Below are 17,719 nucleotides of genomic sequence, written 5' to 3'. Positions count from 1 at the left end.
AGAAGCCGACGCCGAAGGATGCAGGGGGTACGGACGATGGAGCGGTTCCGGACACGAAAAGCGCTGCTCGCACTCATGGCCGCGAGCGGACTGCTGCTCACCGCGTGCAGCGCGGGCGGCGACACCGGCGGGGGCAGCAGGGCCGCCGACCGCCCCGAGTACGGCACGGGCGAACCCGCACCCGCCCACGGCGACGAGGACGGCTCGAGCGAGCGGGACGACCTCCGCGAAGACCCCGGCCACCTCTCCACCTTCGCCCTGGACGTCGACACCGCCTCCTACGACTACGCCCGGCGTTCCCTCGCCGACGGCCGGCTGCCCGACCCGTCGACGGTCCGCCCGGAGGAGTTCGTCAACAGCTTCCGCCAGGACTACGAACGCCCCGACGGTGACGGCTTCTCGGTCACCGTCGACGGCGCCCGCACCGACGACGAGGACTGGTCCCTGGTCCGTGTCGGCCTCGCCACCCGCACCGCGGAACGCAGCGGCGAACGCCCGCCCGCGGCCCTGACGTTCGTCATCGACGTCTCGGGCTCCATGGACGAACCGGGCCGCCTGGACCTCGCCAAGGAGTCCCTGTCGGTGATGACGGACCGGCTGCGCGACGACGACTCGGTCGCGCTCGTCACCTTCAGCGACGAGGCCGAGACCGTCCTGCCCATGACCCGTCTCGACGGCAACCGCGACGAGATCCAGGACGCCGTCTCCGACCTGGACACCCAGGACTCCACCAACCTCGGCGCCGGCGTCGAGACCGGCTACGAGACGGCCGTCGAAGGCCTGCGCGAGGGCGCCACCAACCGGGTCGTCCTCATCTCGGACGCCCTCGCCAACACCGGCGACACCGACGCGGACAGCATCCTGGAGCGCATCTCCGGCGAGCGCCGCGAGCACGGCATCACCCTCTTCGGCGTCGGCGTCGGCAGCGACTACGGCGACGCCCTCATGGAGCGGCTCGCCGACAAGGGCGACGGCCACACCGTCTACGTGTCCGACGAGGACGAGGCCCGCAAGGTCTTCTCCGAGCAGCTGCCGCGCAACGTCGACCTCACCGCCCGCGACGCCAAGGCGCAGGTCGCCTTCGACCCCGAGACGGTCGAGGAGTTCCGCCTCATCGGCTACGACAACCGCCGCGTCGCCGACGAGGACTTCCGCGACGACCGGGTCGACGGCGGCGAGGTCGGCCCCGGCCACACCGTCACCGCCCTGTACGCCGTGCGCACCGCACCCGGCGCCCGGGGCCACCTCGCCACCGCCACCGTCCGCTGGCTCGACCCCGAGACCCGCGACCCGCACGAGGAGACCGGCGACCTGGAGGCCGACGCCCTCGACGACTCCGTCTGGAGCGCGAGCCGCGGCCTGCGGACCGCCGCCACGGCCGCCTACTTCGCCGACGCCCTCGGCCGCGGCGACCACGACCTGCCCGACGCCCCGCGGCTGGACGAACTCGCCGACCACGCCGACGACTTGGCCGACAGCACGGAGAGCGAGGAGATCCGCAGGCTCGCCGAGGCGATCGGCACCGCGAACCGCATGATGTGACCCCCGCGCATTGACCCGGGCTTACTTGTGAGTAAGTTGACTCCAGAGTAAGAAGGTACGGCAGCACGTCAGCCTCATCCGCGACCGGGAGCCGTCATGGGCGTACGCAAGGATCTGCAACGCGCGAAACACCGCACCGACCTGGCGATCCGCACGAGGGCCGAGACCGTCAGGGACGAGCGGGGAATCGTCCGCGAGGCCCGCACGGCTCCCCTCGCGCCCCGCCCGACGACCGGCAGCATCGCCGACATCCCCTACACGAACGCCGCCGAGGCCCCCGACGCCGTGGTCCTGCGGCGCGAGCAACACGGCAGCTGGCAGCCCGTCACGGCGGCGGCGTTCGCACACGAGGTCACCGCCGTGGCCAAGGGCCTGATCGCCGCCGGCCTCGAACCGGGCGGCCGCGTCGCCGTGATGTCCCGCACCCGCTACGAGTGGACGGTCCTGGACTTCGCGATCTGGTCGGCGGGCGGCCAGACCGTCCCCGTCTACGCCACCTCCTCGGCCGAACAGGTGGAGTGGATCGTCCGCGACTCGGGCGCGCGCCACATGGTCACCGAGACCGCCGCGAACGCCGACACCGTCCTGACCGGCACGGCCGCCCACCCCGAGCCCCCGCGCGTCTGGCAGTTGGACGCCGGCGCGCTCGACGAGCTCACCGCCCTCGGCCGGGACGTCCCCGACGAGGAGGTCACCAAGCGCCGCACCGCCCTGACCCCCGACGTCACCGCGACCCTCTGCTACACCTCCGGCACCACCGGCCGCCCCAAGGGCTGCGTCCTCACCCACGCCAACCTGCACGCCGAGGCCGCCAACACCGTCGAACTTCTGCACCCCCTGTTCAAGGAGGTCACCGGCGAGACCGCGTCGACGCTCCTCTTCCTCCCGCTCGCACACATCCTCGGCCGCACCCTGCAGATCGCCTGCCTGATGGGCCGCATCGAGACCGGCCACTGCCCGAGCATCAAGCCCGACGAACTCCGCCCGGCCCTCAGGGCGTTCCGCCCGACCTTCCTGGTCGGCGTCCCGTACCTCTTCGAGAAGATCCACGACACCGGCCGCGCCACCGCCGAGAAGCTGGGCCGCGGCGCCTCCTTCGACCGCGCCCACCGCATCGCCGTCCGCTTCGGCGCGGCCCACATGAACCGGTTCCTGGGCAAGGGTCCCGGGCCCGGCCCGGGCCTGCGCGCCGCATGGGCCCTGTACGACCTGCTGGTCTACCGCCGCATCCGCAAGGAACTCGGCGGCCGCCTGCGCTACGCCATCAGCGGCGGCAGCCCCCTCGACCGCGACCTGAACCTCTTCTTCTACGCGGCCGGCATCCTGATCTACGAGGGCTACGGCCTCACCGAGACCACCGCCGCCGCGACCATCGTCCCGCCCCTGGACCCCCGGCCCGGCACGGTCGGCCTGCCGGTCCCCGGCACCGCCGTCCGCATCGCCGACGACGGCGAGGTCCTCATCAAGGGCGGCATCGTCTTCGGCGCCTACTGGAACAACCCGGCCGCGACCGGGGAGGTCCTGGACGACGGCTGGTTCGCCACCGGCGACCTCGGCGCCCTCGACGAGGACGGCTACCTCACCATCACCGGCCGCAAGAAGGACCTCCTCGTCACCACCGGTGGCAAGAACGTCTCCCCGGCCGTCCTGGAGGACCGCCTGCGCAGCCGCCCGCCCGTCGGCCAGTGCCTCGTCGTCGGCGACAACCGCCCGTACGTCGCCGCCCTGATCACCCTCGACCCGGAAGCCCTCGCCCACTGGCTGGCGGTCCGCAAACTCCCCGCCGACACCCCGCTGGCCGAGCTGGTCCACGACGAACGCCTGCGCGCCGACGTGCAGAAGGCGGTCGACCACGCCAACGAGGCCGTCTCGCGCGCCGAGTCGATCCGCGCCTTCGCCCTCGTCGAGGGCGACTTCACCGAGGAGAACGGGCTGCTGACCCCGTCCCTGAAGGTCAAGCGGAAGGCGGCGACGGCCGCGTACGCGGAGCAGATCGAGGCGCTCTACGCGGGCAGGGGCTGACGCCGCGGGCACGGCGAAGGGGGCGGACCACCGGGCGGTTGCCCGGCGACCCGCCCCCTTCGGCGCCGGTGCGTCAGTCGCCGTTCGCCGACAGGATCGACACGTCCTCCAGCAGGTGCGCCAGCGCACCGTCGCGCTTGGCGTTGGTGGAGTTCTCCGCACACTGCTGCTGCTGGTGGTCCGACAGGATCGGGATGTCCTGGATCGGGATACCGATGAGGGCACCGACACCGATCGGCAGGTCGTTCACCGCGATGCACGGCTTGTTGAACGAGCCCTGGATCAGCGCCATCTGCGGGCTCATGTTGCCGTACGTGGACGAGTTGCCGAAGCTCTGCATCGCCCCGTTGCCGTTCACGGCCGTCGGGCCGCTGTCGTCGCCGACAGCGAGCGCCTGCGGGGCCGCGGCAGCGGAGGCTCCCATGACGGAAGCGGCGATCGCCGCAGTGGCAATAACCTTCTTGATCACTGACCAGTCCTTTCTGAGGAAACCCCGTCCTCCGGAGCGTTCTGGTCAACTACACGGGCGGTGCATGGTTTCTCCTCATCACTCTGTCAGCCCATGCCAGGACAGTTTGTGTGTTCTTCGTTCCCGTTGATTATCAGGGGGTTCTGGGTGCTGCGGGCCAACCGGGTGAACACCCGCAACCAATCATCCGGAGCCGTGTTGATGAGGCCGTAGGACATGCGTCGCTACGAGGAAAGGAACGCGAAGTGCTCAAGAAGGCAATGGTCGCCGCGGCGGCCGCCGCCTCAGTCATCGGAATGTCGGTGGCGGCAGCTCCCCAGGCTCTTGCCGTCGGGGACGACTCCGGACCGTCCGTCGCCAACGGGAACGGCGCCTCGTCGTCGTTCGGCAACTCGGCGACCAAGGGCGACATGAGCCCTCAGCTCTCGCTGGTCGACGGCACGCTCAACAAGCCCTGTCTCGCCGTTCAGGACCTCGACGTCGGTGTCGCCGCCCTCATCGGCGTGGTGGTCCAGGACATCCCGGTCCTGTCGGACCACGTCCAGCAGCAGTGCGCGGACAACTCCACGAACGCCAAGCGGGACGGCGCGCTCAACCACATCCTGGAGGACCTGTCGGTCCTGTCGGCGAACGGCGGCTGAGCCGTACCGTATGCAGCCCGGGCGGCCCGCCGTATTCACGGCGGGCCGCCCGGCCGCATCTGTCCACTTTTCGTGGGGCAATCGAGTGAATTCCCCCACCCCGTACGTTGTTCAGTTTCTTCGACTGTCAATTCCTCGTTTGCAGGCTGCAGGTCATGGTGGGCATGACCGCAGAGAAGGGAAAGTTCATGAAGAAGAGCGCTGCTGTCGTCGCAGGCGCGATCATGGCTCTGGGCATGGCCGGTCCGGCCATTGCCGACTCGGGTGCCCAGGCGGCCGCCGTCGGCTCCCCGGGTGTCCTCTCCGGCAATGTGATCCAGATTCCCGTGCACATCCCGATCAACGTGTGCGGCAACACCGTGAACATCATCGCCGCCCTGAACCCGGCGTTCGGCAACGAGTGCGAGAACGACTGACGCGCTGACGCGCGCGCAGCATCGGCTGCGACCTGGCCGGCCCCGGGACAACACCGTTCGTTCCGGGGCCGGCTTTTCCCACTTCTACGAGCAGGAAGACAACGAGATTGCGACAGACCCTGAGCAGGGGAATGGTCGCGGCAGCGGCTGCGACGGGCATCCTGTCCCTGTGCGGCGGCGCCGCTCTCGCCGACTCGTCGGCCGACGGAGTCACGAAGGGATCGCCGGGCGCAGCGTCCGGCAACACCGTCCAGGCGCCGGTCGAGGTACCGGTGAACGCCTGCGGCAACACCGTCGACGTCGTCGCCGCACTCAACCCGGCCTTCGGCAACTCCTGTGCCAACGAGGCGGACACCCACGGTGGTCACAGCGATCGCGGCCACGGGCGCGACCGCCACGAGGCCTCCGGGCCCGGGGGCGGCAACGACGCGTTCCACGGACGCGGCGAGGACGGGTCCCACGGACGCGGCGAGGTCTGGCCCCGCGGTGACGGCGAGGGCAGGTCCCGCGGTGACGGCGAGGCCTGGCCCCGCGGTGACGGCGAAGGCCGGTCCCACGGTGACGGCGGCTACGGGGACGACGACGGCGGCTACGGGGACGACGACGGTGGCTACGGCTACGGCGACACCCCTCCGACGAAGCCCCCGCACACGCCTCCGCACACCCCGCCGCCGACCGAGCCCCCGCACACACCCCCGTCGACCGAGCCCCCGCACACACCCCCGCCGGGCGGCCACCAGTCGACACCCCCGGGTACGCCCCCGGGCGACCACCACACCCCGCCACCCCCCGGCGGTCAGGAGCAGCCGCCCAGTCTCCCCGAGACCGGCGCCGAGGCCCTGTACGGGGCCGCGGCCACCAGTGCCGCGCTGATCGTGAGCGGTGTGGTGCTGTACCGGCGAGGTCGGGCAGCGTCCCACCGCTGAAACAGCGGGTGCCGGACGCAAGCGCCCGGCACCCGTGCAGCCAGTGGGATCAGCACTGGTCCGGGAAGAAGAAGCCGAGCAACGGGATGCCCAGCAGGGTCAGTCCCAGGCTGTCGTGCTCGTTGCACTCCCGGGAGGTGGACTGGTCACCGGCTTCGGAGAGGAGGTCCGCGTCCGAGGCGGCCGCGGTGCCGCCGAGGACGGCGACGCTCAGGGCCAGGCTGGAAAGCACCGTGGCGGTGCGCTTCATGTGAGTCATGGGAACAAAATAGGCATTTCTTAATGAAAACCGCGTACTTCTGCCGGGCCAGCCGGGTGAACCGTCCCACTCGAAAGCCTCAGCGCCGGTGGCGCGCACTCCTTTCATATGACTGGGTGTCAGTAAGTGGAGGAGAACGCGAGAGGGGCGGCCCATGGCCACACAGCAGCGACGCGCACGGTCCCGGCGGCTGGTATTCGTCGCGGCGGCGGTCGCCGCGGCGGCGGCGCTGACGTCCGGTCACACGGTCGCCGCGGGCGCCGGACCGGCGCGGTCCGCCGAGCCGCCCGCACCGGCCACCGCCGCGACACCGACATCCCCCGCGTCGACACCGGTGTCCCCGGCCGCCCCGGCCGGATCGCCCGTACCCTCGGCTTCCCCCGCTTCGACCGCTTCCCCGGCTCCCGCCGCGGCCGTCCCGGCCTTCGGCGCCTACCTCGACTACGGGCCCCGGGGTGTGGCCCGGATGGCCCAGCTCAGCACCTGGCTCGGCGGTGCCGAGCTGCGGGTCGGGCACACCTACCTGCCGGGCGACCGCTGGAGCAACATCGAAGGGCTCCCCGGCTTCCTCGACGTGTGGGCGAACTGGCGTCGCGAGCGGGCCGACCGGCTGCTCGTCCTCAACGTGCCCATGATGGAGCGCAACGAGGAGGGCGTATCGGACTGGGAGGTGCGCCGGCTCCTGCGCCAGGGCGCCGAGGGCCGGTTCGACCACCACTTCCGCAGGCTCGCCCAGCGGCTGGTCGAGCTGGGGGTGCCGGACACGGTCCTGGTGCTCGGCTGGGAGATGAACGGCATCACCTACACCCACCGCTGCGGGCCGGACCCGGAGGCCTGGAAGCAGTACTGGAACCGGATCGTCACCACCATGCGCTCGGTGCCGGGCCAGAAGTTCCGGTTCGACTTCACCCCGAGCCGCGGCCGGGACGCCGTTCCCTGGACGCAGTGCTACCCCGGGGACGAGACCGTCGACATCATCGGAATGGACGCGTACGACCAGCCGCGCGGCATGTCGTTCGACGAACAGGTGAAGGAACCCTACGGGCTGCAGCACCACGTGGAGTTCGCCAAAGCCCGCGGCAAGGCCATCTCCTTCCCGGAGTGGGGACTCTTCCGCAACGGCGACAACCCCGAGTACATGAAGCGCATGCTCGCGTGGATGGACGAGCACAAGCCGCTGTACCAGACGCTCACGGACTACTGCCCGCACGGCGTGTGGCAGTGCGACGACAACCCCCGGGCCTCCCAGATCTACCGGTCTTTCCTCTTCGGCCGCGACGACCGGCCGGACCCGGCCCCCACGACCCCCGCCCCCACGACCCCGGCCCCCACCACCCCGGCCCCCACCACCCCGGTGCCCACCCCTCCGGCCCCCACCCCGGAGCGCCCGGCGAACTGCTCGCCGCTCAGCCTCGGAGACTGGGTCGAGTACTGGATCGGCGGCAAGCTGTGCCTGCGCCTCGACTGGTGGTCGCGCACGAGCTAGCCGGAACGTGACGTCCTGCCGCCGGGGACCCGGTCAGGACCCGCCGCGTTCCCGCAGGCGCCGCAGCAGCTCCTTGCCCCGCCGCCGGGCCGCCGCGTCGCACAGCGCCGCCGTCAGCAGCGGCGCCGTGCGCCGCCGGGCCAGCAGCAGCCGCTGGTTCACCACCATCCGCGGACGCCAGTGGTGCTTGTAGGGCTCATTGCCGCGCAGCAGACTCAGCGTCGCGGGCGTGCCGTCCTTGGTGTGGGTGGCGGTCGAGTCGAGCAGCATCGCCGCCACGTCCGCCTTGCGGTCGCGCAGCCCCGGATGGGCGCCGTACAGATAGCCGCCCGCGAGCCGGGGCGACAGCAGCGTCAGGTCCACGGCCACGACCTCGCCGTCCAGCCGGAACTCGGTGACCACCGCGTTCCCGGAGCGCACCATCGGGCCGACCGACCGCACGAGATGCTCACGGAACCGGGTCCGCAGGTGCTCCGACGTCACCTTCCGTCCCTCCCACTGCAACCGGTGCAGCTCCAGCAGCCGCAGCAGGGCCGTCTCCACCTCCCCGGGGGAGACGACGTGGCGCTGGATGCCGAGCGCGTCCAGCCGGCGCAGCTTGGCGCGCAGCCGCTGCTGGGTCTTCGACGGCAGCCGCGCGATCAGCTCACCCATCGGCACGGCCGGCAGCTCCAGGCACACCGAGTCGTTCACCCGGCTTCGGGGCCCGGCCCACCGCTCGTAGACCTGTTCGGCCGCGCCGCCCGGCCGGACCTCGCGCAGGTCGATCAGCGCGGCCCGGGCGCTGGCCGCGAGCGCGCCGGTGAGCGCGGCCAGCGCCCCCTCGCCGTGTTCGTCGTCCAGCAGCACGTCCCCGTAGTCGGAGATCGCCCCGCCGAGCGGCACCAGCGCCGGCAGCGGGCGCCGTACACGCATCAGCGGCGCCGCCGCGACCAGCGCACCGTCGTGCCGCACCAGCACCAGCCGGAGCCGGCCGCGCCCGCCGTACGACTGCCACCACGAGTGCAGCCACGCGTGGCTCTGGAACGGGGTGGCGGACGCACACCGCCGGTGCAGCCGCTCCCAGTCGGCGGCCAGGCCGGCGAAGGCCCGCTCGTCGGTGACCAGTTGGGCGGTGTAGGTCACAGCTGCCCGTGGGTGTCGGCGGCGACGGCCGGGCCGGGCACGGCGGCGGGAGGCCCGGTGCGGTCGGCGGCCCGCCGCGGCCGGACCAGCAGCGCCAGCCCGCCCAGCAGACCGCCCGCGCTCGCCCCGACCAGGCCCGTCACCCTGGCCGGGGCGGAGGACGGCTCGGTGGGCTTCACCGCCCGGGCGAACTGCTGGAGTTCCACGTGGGTGGACTGCTCGGTGTCACCGGCGTGCCGGGTCAGCGCGCGGGCCACGGCGTTGGCCATGTCGGCGGCGGCGTCCGGACGGGAGGAGGTGGCCGTGACCGCCACCATCGGCGCGTCCGGCGAGGTCGCCGTCCGCACGCTCTCCCGCAGCGTCTGCACGGGCACGCCCGCCCACACCTGGGCGTCGCCGAGCACCGCGAGCTGGGGGGCGACCCGGCCGTAGGCCTGGGCGAAACCGAGAGCGGTGGCGGTGTCGGACTTCTCCGTCGGCACGGCGACGACATAGCTGGTCGCCGTGTACGCCGGCGTCCTGACCAGGCCGTACGTGCCGCCGAGCAGACCGCCTGCGACGGCCCCGGCCGCCAGCAGGGACCAGGGAGGCAGAGCCCTGGTGAGGGCGGTGACCTGGCGGTGCTGCCTTGCGGAGGTGTCGGTCATGAGGTGCGGGCTTCCTGGAAGGAGGGGGACAGGGGGCGGGCGACCGCGGCGGCGTACACGTCCATGAGCCGCGCGGCGCTGCGGGTGATGCAGTAGTGGCGGGCGGCCTCGGGTGCGGTGCGCGGTGGGGGGCCCTGCCGTCGTACGTCCGTCAAGGCGCGGGCGTAGGCGTCGGGGCCGCCGGTGACGCGCCGGGCGGCGGGCGCGGCGGACGGCGGCAGGTCCTCCAGCGCCGGGCAGGAGGAGTAGAGCACCGGCAGGCCGGACGCCAGGGCCTCCACGATCGCCAGGCCGAACGCCTCCTCCGGGGACGGCGAGGCGAGGACGTCCATCGCGGCGGTCAGCGACGGCAGGTCGGGGCCCGGTGTGCCGTCCGGGACGCAGGGGCGCTCGCCCGTGAACAGCACGCGGTCGGCGACCCCGGCCGCGCGGGCGGTGCGGCGCAGCACGTCCTCCTCCGGCCCGCCGCCGACCAGCAGCAGCCGGTGGTCGGCGGGGAGTTGCGCCAGCGCCCGGACGAGCACGCCGAAGCGCTTGCCGGGGGTGAGGCGGCCGACGGCGCCGATGACGTAGGCGTCGTCCGGCAGGCCGAGCCTGCGGCGGGTGTCGAGGCGGCGGGCCTCGTCGAAGCGGAAGCGGGCCACGTCGACCCCGTTGGGCACGACCTCGATCCGCGGCCCCGGCACGCCCCAGCGCTTCAGCCGCTCGGCGACCGTGGGGGAGACGGCGACCGTCGTACGGCCGAGCCGCTCGCCCGCCAGGTACAGGGCGCGCACCCCGGCGTTCAGCGGGCGGCCCTCCATCTGCGAGTCGCCGAGGGAGTGCTCGGTGGCGACGACCGCCCGGACCCCCGCGAGACGCGCGGCGATGCGGCCGTAGAGGCAGGCCCGGTAGAGGTGGGTGTGCACGAGCTGGTAGCCACCCGACCGGATGACCCGCACCAGGCGGGGCAGCGCGGCCAGATCGCGGTTGCCGGCCATGCCGAGGTCGAGGACCCGCACCCCGTCGGCGGCGAGCCCCGCGGCCACGGTGCCAGGGTTGGTCAGGGTCACCACGTCGCAGTCGACGGGCAGATGCCGCAGCAGCAGCCGCAGTTGCTGCTCGGCGCCGCCCACGCCGAGGCCGGTGATGATGTGCAGAGCCTTCACCGCGGCTCCTCGACGGGTCGGCGGCGCAGCCGGTGCAGCCGGTACTTCAGGAACAGCCGTGCGGCCGTGTCGTTCTGGCCGATGTGCACCCGGGGCAGGGCGTGCGGACCGCCGAGCGGGCCGGGGTCGATGGCGCAGGCGTAGGCGTATCCGGCCTCCCGGACGGCGTCGACGGCCCGCTGGTCGAGCGTGCCGTACGGGTAGCAGAAACCGGCGGGCTCGGCGCCCGTCAGCTCCGCGAGGACGGTCCTGCTGCCCTCGGCCTCCGACTTCAGGGTGACGTCGTCCGCCTTGGTCAGGTCGACGTGTGTGAGGCCGTGCGAGCCGATCTCGACGCCCTCGGCCGCGGCCTGCCGGACGCCGTCGGCGGTCAGCAGCCGCTTGCGCGGGCCCAGCGGATCCCATGCGTTGTCGCCGCCGAGCCGGCCCGGCAGCACGAACAGGGTCGCGCCGCAGTCGTGCCGACGCAGGACGGGCAGGGCCTCGGAGACGAAGTCGGCGTAGCCGTCGTCGAAGGTCAGCCCGACCAGGTCACGGCCCTCGCCCCGGGCCCGGGCGGCGAGCAGCTCGGCCATGGACACGCCCCGCAGCCCGCGCCGTCCGAACCAGCCCAGCTGCCGGTCCAGCCGCTCGGGCGTGACCGTGATGCGGTAGGGATCGTCCGTGGGGTCGCCGACGGAGTGGTACATCGCGATGAACAGGGCCGGAGCGGGTCTGGTGCGGGTGTCGGTGTCCGGGGAATCAACGGGAGCGGCCATGAGGGAGCCTTCGTGAGAGGGAACGGAGGGATGCCAGCGCGGTGACGCAGCCCTGGTCGCCCAGGGCCCGGCCGAGCAGGAGGAAGACGGCGCCGATGGTGAGCGCGCCGGCGAGGAGGGAAGCAACGGGAGCGGAGGCCTGGCCCGCGGCCCATGCACCGGCGGGCGTCGCGACGGCCGCCGCCCCCACGGGCCTGCTCAGCTCGGCCAGCACGCGCCGGATGCGGATCGGGATGCTGCGCGGGCCCATACCGGCGAGCAGCAGGGCGGCCGTGACGGTGATACCGGCGGCGTTGGCCGCGGCGATGCCCATGACGCCCCACGGGCCCACCGCTCCCGCGCCGATCCCGCCGGTGACGGCGAGTCCGACGGCCATCGCGCCGAGCGGGTACCAGGTGACGCGCCCCGCCGAGAAGTACGAGCGGATCAGGGCGCCGACCAGCGTGTGCCCGAGCAGGCCCAGGGCGTACACGCGCATCACCCGGACCGTCGCCGCCGTGTCCTGGCCGGTGAACGCGCCCCGCTGGAAGAGCAGTTCGACGATCTGCGGGGCGCAGGCCACGACGACGGAGGCACCGGCCAGCATCACGCACGCGGCCAGGGCCAGGTCCCGCTCGACCCGGCTGCGGGCCCGCTCGGTGTCCCCGTCGGCCAGGGCGCGCGCGACCACCGGGAAGGTGACCGTGCACAGCATCAGCGACAGGGTCATGGGGATCTGGGCGATCTTCTGCGCGTAGTTGAGATGCGAGATGGCACCGGAGGGGAGGGTGGAGCCGAGGAACCGCTCGATCAGCACCTGGGACTGCCGGCACAGCGCGAACAGCAGCACGGCGGCGAGCAGAGCGACCCCCATGGGGCGGCCGCCGCTCTCCGCGCCGGTGGATCCGGCCACCGGCCGGGCCCGCAGCAGGCGCCACAGCACGGGCAGTTGCGCGACGACCATCAGACAGCCGCCGATCGCCACCCCGGCCGCCGCCGCGCGCACGCCCCACCGCGTGCCCAGGACGAGGACGCAGGTGATGATGCCGGTGTTGTAGGCGACGTAGATGGCCGCCGGTGCCAGGAACCGGCGGTGGGCGCGCAGGGCCGCGCTGCAGTACCCGGCGAGGCCGAAGGTCAGCACGCAGGTGGCGGTGAGCCGGGTGCAGTCCACGGCGAGCGCGGGGTCGGGCAGGCCCGGCGCCAGGACGCGCACGACCTGCGGGGCGAAGGCGGCCAGCAGCGCGGCGACGGCGGCGAAGGCCAGCGCGAGCCGGGGCAGCGTACCGGCGACCAGTGAGCGGACCGGGTCGCCGGGGACGCCCTGCGCCCGCCGCGCCAGGGCCATGCTGAAGGCCGGGATCAGCGCGATGGCCAGCCCGTCCTCGATGAGCAGCGTGGCGGCGAACTCGGGCACGGTCCACGCCACGAGGAACGCGTCCGTCGCGCTCCCGGCCCCGAACATCCGGGCCAGCGCCTGATCCCGCACGAGCCCGAGCAGCGCCCCGGCGAAGGAGAGAACAGCGGTGATCAGAGCGGCCCGGGCGAGGAACCCCCGGGTGACGGGGGCGTCCGCGGGGGAGGCGTGGGGGACGGCCGGTACACCGTCGGCAGCCGCAGCCCCTGGGAGGGCGGGAGGTTCATGCGCGGCATGGGCCGCGGCTTGGGGAAGGGCCGGAGGTTCATGCGCGCCGTTGGCCGCGGCTAGGGGGAGGGCCGGAGGTTGGTGCGGGGTCGTGGCCGGAGGTTGGTGTGAGGTCGGGACTGGAGGAACGGGCGCAGGTCCGTGCGGGGTCGGGACTGGAGGAGCGGGCGCAGGTTCGTGCGGGGTCGGGACTGGAGGAACGGGCGCAGGTTCGTGCGGGGTCGGGACTGGGGGGAGGGGCGCGGGTTGGTGCGGGGTCGTGGCCCGGGGGAGGGCTGGAGGTTGGTGTGGGGTCGGGACTGGGGGGACGGGCGCAGGTCCGTGCGGGGTCGGGACTGGGGGGACGGGCGCGGGTTGGTGCGGGGTCGTGGCCCGGGGGAGGGCCGGAGGTTGGTGTGAGGTCGGGACTGGGGGGACGGGCGCGGGTTGGTGCGGGGTCGTGGCCCGGGGGAGGGGCGGAGGTTGGTGTGAGGTCGGGACTGGGGGGACGGGCGCAGGTTCGTGCTGGGTCGGGACTGGAGGAACGGGCGCAGGTTCGTGCTGGGTCGGGACTGGAGGAACGGGCGCAGGTCCGTGCGGGGTCGGGACCGTAGGGACGGGCGCAGGCTCGTTCGGAGTCGCCGCACGTGGAATGGCCGCAGGCGTGGCCCGGGGGATCGTCGGCCCGCCGCCCGTGTTCGTCTGTTCGGGCATCACCGTCATCGCGCCGGGGCCTCCTTCGCCATGCGCCGCGCGGTCGGACCGGGCCAGTCCGTCGTCGCCGGAGCGGCCGCGTCCGCCAGGCCCCACCACGCCGTCAGCCCGAAGCACATCGCCGTCAGCACGGTCGACGGGCCGCCGATGTCCGCGTAGGCGAAGTCCGTCAGCTGCCAGACCAGCAGGCCGCAGGCGACCAGGCCGCAGTCGAGGCCCGGTGCGCGGGCCCGCCGGGTCCGCCACAGGGCGCGCACCGCGCACAGCAGCAGGGCCAGCCAGCTGCCCGCCAGCGCCAGGAGCCCGAGCAGCCCCTGCTCGGCCAGGACGAGCAGGTACATGTTGTGGGGGGAGAGCAGCGGCTGCTTGCGGAAGGCCGCGCCCGCGCCCTCCGTGTCGCTGCCCGCCGAGAGGGCCAGCGAGGCGTGCGAGTCGCGGTGTTCGGGGAAGCCCTTCAGACCCACCCCGGTCAGCGGGTGCTCGCGCCACATCCCGGTCGCCGCCGCCCACATGGTGTACCGGTCGGTCACCGACTGGTCGGGCGCGTCGGCGACCTGCGTGATGCTGCTGATCCGCTCCTGCAGCATCGCCGTACCGACTCCGAAGCCGCCCACCAGGATCACGCTCGCCGCGACCACCACGGCCCCGGCCGCGAGCGCCCGCCGCACCCCGCTCAGCAGGAGCTGCACCGCGCACGTCACCGCCGTCGCGATCCACGCCCCGCGGCTGAACGACAGCGCGAGCGGCGGCAGCAGCACCAGCGCGCAGGCCAGGGCGGCGACCCGCTGCCGCACCGGAGCGCTGCCCAGCGCCAGCCCCAGCGCGCACACCAGCCCGAGGGAGACGACCGTGGCCATGCCCATCACGTCCTGTGCCCCGAACGTGCCGACGGCCCGCACCGGCCGGCCCTGGTACGAGGCACCGGTCCCGGTCGCGTACTGGTGCACCCCGACCGCCCCCTGCCACACCGCGAGCCCCACGAACGCCCAGGCCAGCAGCCGGAAGTCACCCCGGTCGCGGACCAGCAGCAGCACCGCCGCCGGGACCAGCACGAAGACCTGGAGGTAGCGGCCGAGGCCGGTGAGTCCCTCACCCGGCGACACCGACCCCAGGGCGGCGACGGCGACGCCGAGCACCGGAAGTCCGAGCACCAGCGCCGCCGTGGGGGACAGGGGCCGCCGCCGCTCCCGTACGAGACGGACCACGCAGAACAGCACGGCCAGCGCGGATACCGCGTCGGCCGGCCCGGCACCGCCCTCGCCGCCCGGCCCCGGCGGCAGGGCGAGCAGGACCACGACGGCCAGCAGCGCGAGGACGGGCGCGGGGGCCCCGGCCCGGATCATCCGCTCAGCTCCCCGTCGGACGCACGAGCGCGACCGCCGTACGCAGCAGGATGCAGACGTCCTGCCACAGCGACCAGTCGTCGATGTACGCGTTGTCGAACCGGGCCCGGTCCTCGATCGAGGTGTCCCCGCGCAGCCCGTGCACCTGGGCGAGACCGGTGATGCCGGTCCGGACCCGGTGGCGGGCGGCGTAGCCCGGGTGGGTCTGCCCGAACTGCGCGACGAAGTACGGGCGTTCCGGCCGCGGTCCGACCAGGCTCATGTCGCCGCGCAGGACGTTCCACAGCTGGAGCAGCTCGTCCAGGGAGGTGCGGCGCAGGAAGCGGCAGAACCACGGCATCTGGCGTTCGTCCGCCACACTCCAGCGGGTCGCCGACTCGTGCGCGTCGACCGGGCGGTGGGTGCGGAACTTCAGCAGCGTGAAGGGCCGCCCGTGCCTGCCGATGCGCTCCTGCCGGAAGACGACCCCCGGCCCGCCGCTCAGCCGCAGCACCCCCGCGCACACCAGCAGCAGCGGACTGACCAGGAGGAGCAGCGCCCCCGACACCACGACGTCCAGCACCCGCTTGCCGGTCCTGCCCCGCTGCCGCGTCCCGAGGTCCAGGCGACGGCAGGAGAACCCGGCGAGCCGGTCCCCGGTCCGGTACGACGGCACGTCCGGGTCGACCTCCCACACCGTGCAGCCCGACTCGGCCAGTGCCCGCAGCAGCGGCCCCTGCTCGGCCCGCATGCAGGGGTGCACGGCCAGCACCTCGCGCACCCCGTTCTGGACGATCGCCCGCTGGACCTCCTCGCCCGTGGTCAGCACGGGCAGACCCCCGCTGCCGTCCGGCTCGTCGGCGACGACACCCACCGGCCGCACCCCGTCGCGCGGATGACGCAGCACGGCCGCGGCCACCCGCTGCGCGGTCGCGGCGGGCCCGACCACGAGCGCGGCCTGCGGCCGGTGCAGCAGTTCGGCGCGCCGGCACGCGTGCACCGCGCCGCGCCCGGCGCAGCCCGCCGCGGTCTGCAGCAGGAAGCCGGCGAGCAGGGTCGAGGCGGAGAGCAGGTGCTGCGGGGTGTACGCCGCCACGAACGCCCCGAGTGCCAGCCAGGCCACCGCGATCCGGCCGCCCACGGCGGGCAGTTCGTCCAGCACGGCCGGCACCCGGCCGGGCCGGGGCGGACGCAGCAGCAGCGAGGCCGCCACCAGCACCGCCAGCAGCAGCGGGTGGCGTTGGGTCCCGGACAGCGCCAGCCCGCCCAGCACGGCCGCCGTGCCGTCCGCTGCGAGCAGCGGCAGCGGCGACACGGGCCGGGCCGGCGGCATCCGGCCGGGGAAGCGGAAACCCGCGGCGGCGCCGCGCGGCGGCAGGACCGACACGGACGGGAACCGGGGGTCCCGCGGCTGCCCGGCGGGGGTGGGAACGGTGCTTTCCGCGGTCACGAGGCGACAGACTCCCTGCGCTCGGTGGACACGGCGTGCGCGGCCAGGAGTTCGCGGTACACGTCCGCGACCGCCTGAGCCGTGCGGCGCACGTCGTGCGTGGACAGGACGTGCCGGCGCCCCTGCTCGCCGAGCGCGGTGCGCAGCGGCGGGTCCGGCAGCAGCCCGGCGACGGCCGCGGCCAGTGCCGCCGGGGCCAGGGCGGGGACCAGGCAGTGCGGTACGAGGCCCGGCGGCAGGCTCTCCCGGGCCCCGCCGACGTCCGTCACCACCACCGGCCGCCCGCACGCCATGGCCTCCAGCGGGGCCAGCGCCATGCCCTCCCACCGCGACGGCAGGACGACCAGGTCCGCCGCCTGGTACCAGGGCACGACATCGTCGACGTCCCCCGCGAACAGCACCGAGCCGGGGGCCAGGGCCCGCAGCCGGCCGTGGTCCGGCCCGTCGCCGACCAGCACCAGTCGCGCCCGGGGCACCCGCCGCAGTACGGACTCCCACGCCGTCAGCAGGACGTCCTGCCCCTTCTGCCGGCACAACCGCCCCACGCACACCACGAGCGGCCCCCGCGGACGGCTGTGCGGCAGCAGCTCCGCCCGCACGGCGTCGGCGTCGTCGGCCGGACGGAAGCGCTCGACGTCGATCCCGTTGGGGACGACGCTCCACCGCCCGCGGACCCCGGCCCGCACCCCCAGCCGGCGTTCCGCCTCGCTGACGCACACCACTCGCGCCGCCCAGCGGGCCCCCCGCCGCTCCCAGCCGCGGGCGAGGGCCGCGGTGACGCCGCCCACCGCCTCGAACGACCAGGCGTGCGGCTGGAAGACCGTCGGGATGCGCCCCCGCACGGCGAGCCGCCCGGCCAGCCCGGCCTTCGCGCTGTGCGCGTGCACCAGACAGGGCCGTACGTCCTCGACGATCCGGGCGAGCCGCCGTACCTCGCCCGTGAGCGACGGTCCCGGCGCACGCGTCGCCGCCCAGTTCCGTACGTCGGCGCCGAGCGCCGTGAGCCGGGCCGCGAGGGGGCTGTCGGGGCAGGCGACCGTGACGTGCAGGCCCGCGGCCAGCTGCGCCCCGGCCAGGTCCGTCACGACGCGGGCGACCCCGCCGTCCACGGGCTGCGTGACGTGGAGGACCCGTGGCGGAGGGTCGGTCGGTGACAGGTGCATGCGCGGTATTCCTCGCTCACGGATGGCG

The 17,719-nt window shown here is 74.0% G+C and carries 16 protein-coding genes; 6 read left to right on the top strand and 10 right to left on the bottom strand.

Annotated elements, in window-relative coordinates:
• The first annotated feature begins 18 nt into the window (after positions 1 to 18).
• Complete coding sequence (locus A4E84_RS14305) at positions 19 to 1,542, top strand: vWA domain-containing protein (protein WP_062926941.1); 1,524 nt, start codon at positions 19 to 21, stop codon at positions 1,540 to 1,542.
• Between the two features lie 96 nt (positions 1,543 to 1,638).
• The gene (locus A4E84_RS14300) at positions 1,639 to 3,564 is read left to right on the top strand and encodes an AMP-dependent synthetase/ligase (RefSeq protein ID WP_062926940.1); all 1,926 of its coding nucleotides are present in this window, start codon (positions 1,639 to 1,641) and stop codon (positions 3,562 to 3,564) included.
• Positions 3,565 to 3,637: 73 nt separating this feature from the next.
• Here A4E84_RS14300 and A4E84_RS14295 read toward each other — a convergent pair whose 3' ends face one another.
• The gene (locus tag A4E84_RS14295; protein ID WP_062926939.1) at positions 3,638 to 4,033 is read right to left on the bottom strand and encodes a rodlin; all 396 of its coding nucleotides are present in this window, start codon (positions 4,031 to 4,033) and stop codon (positions 3,638 to 3,640) included.
• Between the two features lie 245 nt (positions 4,034 to 4,278).
• Here A4E84_RS14295 and A4E84_RS14290 point away from each other — a divergent pair, with 245 nt between their 5' ends.
• The 3 genes from A4E84_RS14290 to A4E84_RS45360 all read left to right on the top strand — a co-directional run bounded on the left by A4E84_RS14290 (position 4,279) and on the right by A4E84_RS45360 (position 6,016).
• Positions 4,279 to 4,674: a rodlin gene (locus A4E84_RS14290; protein WP_062926938.1), complete on the top strand. Its 396-nt coding sequence runs from the start codon at positions 4,279 to 4,281 to the stop codon at positions 4,672 to 4,674.
• 188 nt (positions 4,675 to 4,862) lie between these two features.
• Positions 4,863 to 5,090, top strand: a complete 228-nt coding sequence (locus A4E84_RS14285; RefSeq protein ID WP_062931451.1) for a chaplin — start codon at positions 4,863 to 4,865, stop codon at positions 5,088 to 5,090.
• A gap of 107 nt (positions 5,091 to 5,197) precedes the next feature.
• Positions 5,198 to 6,016, top strand: a complete 819-nt coding sequence (locus A4E84_RS45360) for a chaplin (RefSeq protein WP_063827498.1) — start codon at positions 5,198 to 5,200, stop codon at positions 6,014 to 6,016.
• A gap of 49 nt (positions 6,017 to 6,065) precedes the next feature.
• On the opposite strand, the gene A4E84_RS14275 is transcribed toward A4E84_RS45360, so the two are convergent.
• Entirely contained in the window at positions 6,066 to 6,275 is a 210-nt protein-coding gene (locus A4E84_RS14275; RefSeq protein ID WP_159029575.1) for a hypothetical protein, read from the bottom strand.
• A gap of 154 nt (positions 6,276 to 6,429) precedes the next feature.
• Between A4E84_RS14275 and A4E84_RS14270 the strand changes: the two genes are divergently transcribed.
• Complete coding sequence (locus A4E84_RS14270; RefSeq protein WP_062926935.1) at positions 6,430 to 7,761, top strand: glycoside hydrolase family 26 protein; 1,332 nt, start codon at positions 6,430 to 6,432, stop codon at positions 7,759 to 7,761.
• Positions 7,762 to 7,794: 33 nt separating this feature from the next.
• Here the strand turns inward: A4E84_RS14270 and A4E84_RS14265 are convergent, their stop codons facing one another.
• The 8 genes from A4E84_RS14265 to A4E84_RS14230 all read right to left on the bottom strand — a co-directional run bounded on the left by A4E84_RS14265 (position 7,795) and on the right by A4E84_RS14230 (position 17,691).
• Positions 7,795 to 8,886, bottom strand: coding sequence for a GNAT family N-acetyltransferase (locus A4E84_RS14265; RefSeq protein WP_062926934.1), 1,092 nt, complete (start codon positions 8,884 to 8,886; stop codon positions 7,795 to 7,797).
• Positions 8,883 to 9,533, bottom strand: a complete 651-nt coding sequence (locus A4E84_RS14260; RefSeq protein WP_062926933.1) for a hypothetical protein — start codon at positions 9,531 to 9,533, stop codon at positions 8,883 to 8,885. The genes A4E84_RS14265 and A4E84_RS14260 overlap by 4 nt, the downstream gene beginning before the upstream one ends.
• Complete coding sequence (locus A4E84_RS14255; RefSeq protein WP_062926932.1) at positions 9,530 to 10,681, bottom strand: glycosyltransferase; 1,152 nt, start codon at positions 10,679 to 10,681, stop codon at positions 9,530 to 9,532. Before A4E84_RS14255 ends, A4E84_RS14260 begins: the two co-directional genes overlap by 4 nt.
• Positions 10,678 to 11,439, bottom strand: coding sequence for a polysaccharide deacetylase family protein (locus tag A4E84_RS14250; protein WP_062926931.1), 762 nt, complete (start codon positions 11,437 to 11,439; stop codon positions 10,678 to 10,680). Before A4E84_RS14250 ends, A4E84_RS14255 begins: the two co-directional genes overlap by 4 nt.
• Entirely contained in the window at positions 11,423 to 12,907 is a 1,485-nt protein-coding gene (gene murJ, locus A4E84_RS14245; protein WP_418082200.1) for a murein biosynthesis integral membrane protein MurJ, read from the bottom strand. Before murJ ends, A4E84_RS14250 begins: the two co-directional genes overlap by 17 nt.
• A gap of 854 nt (positions 12,908 to 13,761) precedes the next feature.
• Positions 13,762 to 15,099 (bottom strand): O-antigen ligase family protein, encoded by a 1,338-nt coding sequence (locus A4E84_RS14240; RefSeq protein ID WP_062926930.1) that lies wholly within the window; start codon positions 15,097 to 15,099, stop codon positions 13,762 to 13,764.
• 4 nt (positions 15,100 to 15,103) lie between these two features.
• A complete protein-coding gene (locus A4E84_RS14235; RefSeq protein WP_062926929.1) occupies positions 15,104 to 16,528 on the bottom strand; it encodes a sugar transferase in 1,425 nt (474 codons plus the stop codon).
• On the bottom strand, positions 16,525 to 17,691 hold the full coding sequence (locus tag A4E84_RS14230; protein ID WP_062926928.1) for a glycosyltransferase: 1,167 nt from the start codon (positions 17,689 to 17,691) through the stop codon (positions 16,525 to 16,527). Before A4E84_RS14230 ends, A4E84_RS14235 begins: the two co-directional genes overlap by 4 nt.
• Positions 17,692 to 17,719: the final 28 nt, after the last annotated feature.

This window comes from Streptomyces qaidamensis, from assembly GCF_001611795.1.
Lineage (GTDB): Bacteria > Actinomycetota > Actinomycetes > Streptomycetales > Streptomycetaceae > Streptomyces > Streptomyces qaidamensis.
This window is presented reverse-complemented; position numbering and strand designations above follow the sequence as displayed.